At 77.0% G+C, this 1,864-nt stretch carries 2 protein-coding genes and 1 pseudogene; all 3 read right to left on the bottom strand.

The window, feature by feature from the left end; genetic code table 11:
* Positions 1-86: 86 nt before the first annotated feature.
* Entirely contained in the window at positions 87-506 is a 420-nt protein-coding gene (locus HUX53_RS09010) for a hypothetical protein (protein WP_176402696.1), read from the bottom strand.
* A complete protein-coding gene (locus HUX53_RS09005) occupies positions 503-1,648 on the bottom strand; it encodes a molybdopterin-dependent oxidoreductase (RefSeq protein WP_176402695.1) in 1,146 nt (381 codons plus the stop codon). Before HUX53_RS09005 ends, HUX53_RS09010 begins: the two co-directional genes overlap by 4 nt.
* Positions 1,624-1,864: pseudogene (locus tag HUX53_RS09000) on the bottom strand (SAM-dependent methyltransferase); the annotation flags it as partial. The gene HUX53_RS09005 and the pseudogene HUX53_RS09000, both read right to left, overlap by 25 nt.

Here is a 1,864-nt window from a genome sequence, read left to right as displayed (position 1 = left end):
TCCGTCTGCGGGGGTCGGGGATGGGTATAGGGGCCGGCGCCGGGTCCGCCGCGCCGGCCGGGCCTGCCTGCGCTCGCCGGTGAGGGTCACCGCGGCCGTCCTCTCCGGTGGTCGGCGATCAGGCGCGCGGCGGCCGCGGCGGCGGCGATCACCGTGATGGCCGCCAGGACGATCGCGAGGTTGCGGCCGTAGGGCAGCGGCAGCCGGGACGGCTCGTCGGCGCGGCGCCCGTAGCCGAGGACGAGCGGGAGCGCGACCGCGGTGACGCATCCGGCGATGACGAGCGCGGCCCGGACGATGCGCCGGTGGCGGGCGGGCAGACGCCCGGTGGCCAGTCCCGCGACGAGGACCGCCGGGACCAGGACGCCGTCGTGCAGGATCGCCGCCCCCGCGAACCAGACCGCCCACCGTCCGGCGGGGACGTCGGCGGCGATGCCGCGCGCGCCGAGGCCGATGAGCGCCAGGCCCGCCGCGTACGCCGCGACCCGGGCCGTCCGGGCCGTCATGAGACCACCAGCCGGTGCACCCATTTGGTCTGCATGACCCCGGGCCGGTTGGGGGCGATGAGGCGGCAGGGGTATCCGTGGTCGAGGGCGAGGGGGGCGCCGTTCATGCCGAGGGCCAGCAGCGTCAGCGGGTCGTGCCAGTGCGGCGGGTCGACCCGGGAGGCGCGGTAGCGGCCGCCGCGTTCCAGGGATTCGACCCGCACGCGGGCGTCGTCGGCGGTGCCCGCGAGGTGCAGGACGTCCCGCAGCCGCACGCCCCGCCAGTCCGCCTCCACGCTCCAGCCCTCCACGCACGCGATGGGCAGCCGCGCGGTGTGCTGCGGCAGGGCGCGCAGGTCGGCCAGGGTCAGGGAGACCTCGCGGGCGACGCGGCCGGTAACGGTGAGGCGCCAGGCGGGGTCGCGGGCCGCGGCGGTGACGCCGGTGGCGGCGGCGGACTTGTTGACCGGGACGTCCTGCGGCCCGGTCCCGGGGCGGCGCGGCGCGAGCACCGCCAGCCGCGCCAGCGGGGTGACGGCCTCGCCTACCGTGGTGGCCGCGATGGCGGCGCTCGCGCCGGCGACCGTGAGCAGGAACGCGCGGCGGCCCACCGCGTCCTGCGGGCGGGTCATCACGGCGCGGCGCGCCTTGGCGCCCTCGTCGGCGATGTGGATGAGCAGCGCCCCGACGAGGATGTAGGCCGTCCAGTAGTGCGCGGTGGTGAAGAAGAACCGGAACGCGTACCAGTAGGCGATGTTCAGCACCCCGGTGACGAACTGGAACAGCGCGGCGCCGACCAGCACGAACACCAGGAGCCGCTGGACGCCGTGGCCGATCGAGCGGACCGGCGGCCACTGCCACAGCCTGGGGTAGACGGTCCAGAGTTTGGCGAGCAGCAGCGGCACCGTCGCCAGGCCGCCGATGACGTGGACGCCCTGGGTGACCCGGTACAGGTTGACCGGGCGCGACGGCCACCGCATCCACGCGGCGGGCTGCTGCATGAAGTGGGAGACCAGTCCCGTCCCGAAGGAGACCAGGACGGCGGCGCCGAGGGCGATGCCGAGCAGGGACGCGGTCCGCTCGTCGTGCAGCCGGCTGGTGAACCGCCCCGGCAGCGTCCTGGCGAAGGCCGGGGGATTCAGGGGTGCAGGGCGACGAACCATCGGCCGGCCTCCTCCCACGGCTCGGCGGCGGTCGCGGCGCAGGAGGCGGCGAGGCCGGCGGCGGCGTCGGCGGGCACGTGCGCCCAGGGGAACCATTCGCCGACCGTGCGGCCCGACCGCAGCCGCAGCGGCTCGACGCGGGCCCCGGTGCCGGGCGGGTCGACCTCGGCGAGGACGCGGCCGCCGGGGCCGAGCAGCGCCAGGACGCCGCGCTGC

It is taken from the genome of Actinomadura sp. BRA 177, from assembly GCF_013372625.1.
Lineage (GTDB): Bacteria > Actinomycetota > Actinomycetes > Streptosporangiales > Streptosporangiaceae > Spirillospora.
Note: the sequence above shows the minus strand (reverse complement) of the source record. Positions and strands in the feature narration are given on the sequence as shown.